Here is a 5,695-nt window from a genome sequence, read left to right as displayed (position 1 = left end):
TCACAGCGGCGGCTTGACTTCAGCATTGGGAAGCCCCTCCCGCGTTGTCGCCGACGGCGCTGCGCGCCTGTTCGAGGGCGCCTTCCAGATGTGCCATGGCCCGGTGCACGTCGTCGTCCGCGGCGACGAGCGGCGGCAGCAGCCGCAGCGTCTCGGGACGGCTGAGGCAGGGCGAGACCAGCAGGCCCCGCTCGGCCAGTCCGACCACGACCTCGCCGGCGTGCTCGGGGGTGGCGAAGTCGGCGCCCCAGATGAGCCCTCGGCCGCGTACGGCGGTCAGCACGGTCGGGAAGCGCTCCTTGAGCCCGCCGAGTTCGGACTCCATCAGCTTCGCCAAGTGGGCGCCGCGCTCGGTGAGTTCCTCGATGGCCCCCAGGGCCGCGGGGACGGCGGCCATGGTGAGCGGCTGACCCGAGAAGGTGGCCGTGTGCCGGAACGGGTCGTCCGTCAGGGGCTGGTACAGCTCGTCCGAGAGGACGGCGGCCGAGACCGCGGCGACACCGCCGCCGAGCGGCTTGCCCAACAGCAGCGCGTCGACGGGCAGTCCGGCGTGCAGCGCGACCGAACGTTCCCCGGCACGCCGCAGCCCGACCTGGATCTCGTCGGAGATCACGAAGGCGCCGGCCTGCTTCGCGTCGGCGCACCAGCGCGCCAGCACGTCGGCGGGCAGCGGCACGACGCCGTTCTCGCCCTGGACCGGCTCGAACACGACGGCCGCGAGCGGGGTGTCCGCGAGCGCCCGTGCGACCGCCTCGGGGTCCTCGGGGTCGAGGTGGACGACGCCGCCGAGGAGTTCCTCGAGGCCGGCGCGGAAGCGCGTGTGCGAGGTGAGCGCGAGGGCGCCCATGGTCTTGCCGTGGTAGGCGCCGCGTACGGCCGCCACGGTGGGCCGGCCGGTCACGATGCGGGCCAGCTTGACGGCGACCTCCACGGCGTCCGCGCCGTTGGTGCCGAAGTGGACGCGGTTCAGGCGTGGTTCGCCGACGTACTCCACCACCTCCCGTGCCGCACGGGCCAGCGGCGGGCTGCTCAGCGAGCGGGTGGAGACCGGCATCGCGTCGAGCTGGTCCCGTACGGCGGCGACGACCGCCGGGTTGCGGTGGCCCAGCAGCGGCACGGCGTACGAGCCGAAGTCGAGGACGCCACGTCCGTCGGACAGCCGCACCTCGCAGCCCTCGGCGGCGACCTCGACCGCTCCCTGGCCCGCGAACTTCCCCGCGAGGGCGAGCGCGGGCGACATGTGCGCGCGCAGCGCCCGGAAGGTGTCCTTTGCAGACGTGCTGTCGGTCCCCTTCACCGTTGCCGCTCCGGGGCGGCGGTGCCGGCGCGGTCGCCGAGGTGCGCGAGCATCGCCCGCGAGTTGTCCTCCAGGGCGCGAGCGGCGACGGGGTTGAGCAGGTCGCTCATCATGGGGATGCCGATGTCGAACTCGACGTGCAGCTCGACCGTGGTGCCCCGCTCGTCGACGCTGACCTGCCAGTACCCGGTGAAGTAGGCCAGGTCGCCGTCGATCTGACGGAAGTCGATCCTGCGGCGGTCGTGGTCGACGAACTCCTCTTCCTCCCACTCCAGTTCGGAGCCCTTGAGCAGGACGAGCCACTTGCTGACCCGTACGTCGCCCTCCCAGCGCAGCACGGTGATGTCCTGCACCTCGGCCATGTAGCTGGGGTAGGACTCGTTGTCCAGCAGGGTCTCCCAGACCTTCGCCGGGTCCTCCTGCGTGGTGTGGCTCGTGGTTACCGTCGGCATGGCGGTGTTCCTTTCTCGGTGCTCAGATGCCCCACTGGTCCCAGTTGACGGGCCCGAGGCCGTGGTCGGCGCGGAGTTCCTCCAGGGCTCCCGCGATGCGTACGGTCGGGAAGTAGCCGTTGGCCGTACGGATGAGCGGGACGGTCAACGGCAGTTCCGCGCGCAGCAGTTCGTCGTGCTCGCGCACCACGGCCATCGCCTTCTCGGCCTCCTCGCGGCTCGCGCCGGGCGGCAGCGGCAGCTCGCGCAGCGCCCGTGAGGCGGGGAAGTCGTCGAGGGCCAGGTGCAGATGGTGTTCGACGTGGCCGGGCTGCCCGACGTAGCCGGTGCCGACCTGGTGGCAGTAGGCGATGGCCCGCAGGGCCACGGCGCAGGATTCGAGGCAGGTCGGGTAGTCGCCCTCCCGGTAGGCCGCCTCGGTGTCGGTGATGGCCGTCTGCACGGCCATCGCGTACTGCCAGGCCATTCCGGCGCCGTGGGTCAGCAGCCACGTCAGGTCGGTGCCGGGCCCCTCCCGCTCACTCATCGAACGCCTCCTGCTGTGCGTCGGGGGAAACTTCCAGGACCAGTTCGGCGTCGCGCAGCGCGCGCAGCAGCCGGTCGGGGGCGAGGGCGTCCACGGCGTCGTGGAGGGACCCGTCCGCGGTGACGGAGTCGGCGAAGACCCGTCCGTGCCGGGTCAGCGCGAACGCCTCCCGGCCGAGGTGGACGGTGCGCCGCCCGGGGTCCTCGCGGACGGTGGTCAGCCGCCAGGGGTCCCAGTCGGCGAGGCCGGTGTCGGCGAGCAGGGCCACGAGCTCCTTCTCGTCGGGCACCGCGTAGTGGCGGCGTACGAGGTCCGCGTCGATGCCGAGCCGTGCGGCCCTGCTGGGCAGCCACTTCTCGCTGGTCAGTACGTCGCCCTGGGCGCGGCAGCGCAGTTCGAGGAGTTCGCGGCCCGCCCGCCGGAAGAGATAGGCGGCGGTGTCGGAGCCGGGGTCCGCGCGCTCGGCGAGCCGTGCGACGGCCCAGACCACGAGCATCTGGTCCAGCGCGGAGCGCACCACCATGGGCAGGACGCGCCCGGCCTCCTCCTCGGTGAAGACCGGCGACTGACCGGGCAGCAGGGGAAGGGAGTTGAGCCAGCGCGAGGCGGTCCTGCGCATGCGCCGGCCCGGCGAGGGCGCGAGGCTCACGCGTCCGACGGGCAGTTCCCTGACGGGGAACGCGTCGGCGGTGGCGATGAGTTGGGCCGGCATCGTCACCGGGTAGTGCTCGATGTCGACGGGGGTCTCCCCGGCGAAGAACAGATACGCCGGCGTCGGCTTCGTGATGCCCTCGACGAGCAGATGCACGTCGACGTCGCTTCCCTTGTTGCCCAGGCCGCCGGCCAGGGAGCCGACGAGATACGCGGGTCCCGCGGTCAGCACGCTGCCGCCCAGGTCCCGCACTTCGTCGAGTGTGAGCCCGACGACTTTCAGCGCCTGCTCGACGGTCACGGCGGGTATGCCTCTCACGCCCATGACACCTTTCTGTGGTCCGGTTTCAGCAGGAAGGCCGCGAGGACGGCCAGCGCGGCGGTGAACAGCAGCAGCACCCCGATGTCGCCCGCCACTCCGCCGATCCCGGCGCCGCCCGAGATCACCTCCCGCATGCCGTGCACGGCCCAGTAGGAGGGGGTGAAGGGGGCCAGCGGCTCGGCCCATCCGGGCAGCAGCTCCCGGGGTACGAGCGCGCCCCCGAGCCCGGCCATGGCCAGCGCGGCGACGTTGGCCACGGAGGTCATCTGCACGACGGTGCGGCACGCGGCGAAGCCGAGCACCCCGCAGGCGACCAGGCAGACCGCGAAGGCCAGCACCACCAGCGCCAGCGCGACCAGGGAGCCGCGTATCCGCAGCGAGTAGAGCGACCAGCCCGCCAGCAGCAGGACGGTCATCTGCGCGACGAGCACGCCGAGCGGTACGAGGGTCTTGCCGAACACCAGCAGCGGCACGGGCACCGGTGCGGCGCGGAAGCGGCTCCAGGTGTTCCAGCCGTGGTCACGGAAGAAGGCCATGCCCACGTGCGAGATGAGGAACATCGAGAACATCACCGACAGCCCCGGCACGGCCTGTTCGGCGCCCGCGTCGCCGCCGGGGGCGGTCGGCACGCCCGATGTGGCCATCGCACCGCGGTACATGGGCATCAGAAAGGCCATCAGCACCAACGGCATGACGGTCAGGACGAGTTGGGGCACGTAGTCGCGGCGCTGGACGCTCCACTCGTGGCGGGCCAGCACGCCGAGGACCCGCAGGTCACCTGGAATCCGCATGGGCCCTCCCGTCCTCCTCGACGATGCGGTCGAAGACCTCGTCCAGGCTGGGGCGGCGGATCTCCAGGCCCGCCAGCCTGTTCAGGTCCGCGTCCAGCCCCCGCAGTACGCCCGGGAGTTCGTCCGGTCCGTCGAGGTCGACGGAGACGGTGCGGGTGGTCGCCGAGGGTCCGTCGCCGTCGCGTACGCGCAGTTCGGCGACGGTCCTGCCGAAGCGGTCGAGGAGTTCCTCGACCCGGCCGCGCGCCGCGGTGGCGCCGTCCTTCAGCAGCACGACGTCGGCGCCGAGCGCCTCCACCTCGGGCAGATAGTGGGTGGAGTAGCACACGGCGGTGCCCTCCGCGGCGAGCGCCCGCACATGGTCGAGTACGGCCCTGCGGGTGGCGGGGTCCACGCCCACGGTGGGCTCGTCCAGGAGCAGCAGCGGTGGGCGGCACACGGTCGCCATCGCGCAGTGCACGCGCCGCCGTTGACCGCCGGAGAGCGTCCGTACCCGCTGCTCGGCGACCTCGTCCAGGAGCATCGCGGACAGCGCGGCGTCCACGGCCTGTGCGTGCCCGCGCCGCGGCATCCCGCAGATGGCCGCCCAGTTGGAGACGTTCTCGCGGACGGTGAGCGTGGGGAAGACCGCCAGGTCCTGTTCGGCGTAGCCGATGCGGGCGCGGGCGGCGCGGGTGCGGCGGGTGACGTCCATGCCGCACACCGAGACCGTGCCCGCGACGGGACGCACCTTGCCGGCGACCGCGTCCATGAGCGTCGTCTTGCCCGCGCCGTTGGGCCCGAGCAGTCCGAGGATCTGGCCGGGCCGGATGGTCAGGGAGACGTCGCGCAGCGCCGTACGGCGTCCGTACGCGGCGGTGAGCCCGGCGACGTCGAGTATCGGCGTGGTCATCGGCCGGGTCCGGCGGGGAGGACTCCGGTGCCGTCGGCGGGGATCTCGGTGACCTCGTCGCCGGCCCGCGCCGGGGTGACGCCGAGCCTGCGGGCCGCCTCCAGCGCGGCCTGGGTCTGCCGTCCGGCGCCCGCTCCCCAGCCGCACAGTTCGGCGATGAGCTGCGGCGGTACGAGGAGGCGGCGGTGGACGGTGCCGGTCGCCGGGTCGGGTGCCGAGGGGCCGATGGCGTCGATGGTCGCGGCCAGGCGGACGCGGGCGACCGGGGGGTCGCCGGGACGGTGGTCGAGGACGTAACCGAGGTAGAGCGGGTCGGAGATGCGGATCTGCGTCTCCTCGTGGACCTCCCGCACGGCCGCCGCCGTCGGGGCGCGGTGCTCGAAGTCCTCCAGGGTGCCGCCCGGCAGACCGATGCCGTGCTTCTCGTCGAGGTAGACGACCACGCGTCCGTCGGGCGCGAAGACCCACACCCAGGCCTGACGGATGGACAGGTCCTCCGGCACCTCCTCCTCGTGCCAGATCCAGGCCGAACCGCTGTGCACCCAGGGCGCGATGCCGTAGCGCCGCATCACCGCCTGGGCCGGCGGGGCGTGCCCGTCCTCGAGGCAGGCCACCGAGCGTCCTTCCTCACGGGCGGCGAGGGCGGCGGCGACGCGGCCCGCCTCGCCGGCGGAGGCGTACGAGGGCACCTCGGCGGCGGGGACGAAGACGGCCGCGCGGCCCTCGTCGCGGGCCTCCACCCTGCGGATCGCGGACGGGCTGAT

7 protein-coding genes are annotated in these 5,695 nt (G+C 73.0%); all 7 read right to left on the bottom strand.

What is annotated here, in order from left to right; translation table 11 throughout:
• Positions 1–19: 19 nt before the first annotated feature.
• Positions 20–1,297 carry a class-III pyridoxal-phosphate-dependent aminotransferase gene (locus AN218_RS13625; protein ID WP_244900443.1) on the bottom strand — a complete coding sequence of 426 codons (1,278 nt, stop codon included), beginning with the start codon at positions 1,295–1,297 and terminating at the stop codon, positions 20–22.
• Positions 1,294–1,749, bottom strand: coding sequence for a type II toxin-antitoxin system RatA family toxin (locus tag AN218_RS13620; RefSeq protein ID WP_070017108.1), 456 nt, complete (start codon positions 1,747–1,749; stop codon positions 1,294–1,296). Before AN218_RS13620 ends, AN218_RS13625 begins: the two co-directional genes overlap by 4 nt.
• A 22-nt stretch (positions 1,750–1,771) precedes the next feature.
• Positions 1,772–2,275, bottom strand: a complete 504-nt coding sequence (locus tag AN218_RS13615) for a hypothetical protein (RefSeq protein ID WP_070017107.1) — start codon at positions 2,273–2,275, stop codon at positions 1,772–1,774.
• Positions 2,268–3,245, bottom strand: a complete 978-nt coding sequence (locus tag AN218_RS13610) for a hypothetical protein (protein WP_141747569.1) — start codon at positions 3,243–3,245, stop codon at positions 2,268–2,270. The genes AN218_RS13615 and AN218_RS13610 overlap by 8 nt, the downstream gene beginning before the upstream one ends.
• On the bottom strand, positions 3,242–4,039 hold the full coding sequence (locus AN218_RS13605; protein ID WP_070017105.1) for an ABC transporter permease: 798 nt from the start codon (positions 4,037–4,039) through the stop codon (positions 3,242–3,244). Before AN218_RS13605 ends, AN218_RS13610 begins: the two co-directional genes overlap by 4 nt.
• Positions 4,023–4,931 carry an ABC transporter ATP-binding protein gene (locus AN218_RS13600; RefSeq protein ID WP_079132137.1) on the bottom strand — a complete coding sequence of 303 codons (909 nt, stop codon included), beginning with the start codon at positions 4,929–4,931 and terminating at the stop codon, positions 4,023–4,025. Before AN218_RS13600 ends, AN218_RS13605 begins: the two co-directional genes overlap by 17 nt.
• On the bottom strand, positions 4,928–5,695 hold a 768-nt coding region (locus AN218_RS13595), incomplete at its 5' end, for an NUDIX hydrolase (protein ID WP_141747568.1). The genes AN218_RS13595 and AN218_RS13600, both read right to left, overlap by 4 nt.

This window comes from Streptomyces nanshensis (assembly GCF_001751255.1).
GTDB lineage: Bacteria > Actinomycetota > Actinomycetes > Streptomycetales > Streptomycetaceae > Streptomyces > Streptomyces nanshensis_A.
Note: the sequence above shows the minus strand (reverse complement) of the source record. Positions and strands in the feature narration are given on the sequence as shown.

Excerpts from the sequence above, each read along its gene's own strand:
- AN218_RS13620 (WP_070017108.1), bottom strand. The coding sequence starts at position 1,749 with ATGCCGACGGTAACCACGAGCCACACCACGCAGGAGGACCCGGCGAAG.
- AN218_RS13615 (WP_070017107.1), bottom strand. The coding sequence starts at position 2,275 with ATGAGTGAGCGGGAGGGGCCCGGCACCGACCTGACGTGGCTGCTGACC.
- AN218_RS13605 (WP_070017105.1), bottom strand. The coding sequence starts at position 4,039 with ATGCGGATTCCAGGTGACCTGCGGGTCCTCGGCGTGCTGGCCCGCCAC.
- AN218_RS13600 (WP_079132137.1), bottom strand. The coding sequence starts at position 4,931 with ATGACCACGCCGATACTCGACGTCGCCGGGCTCACCGCCGCGTACGGA.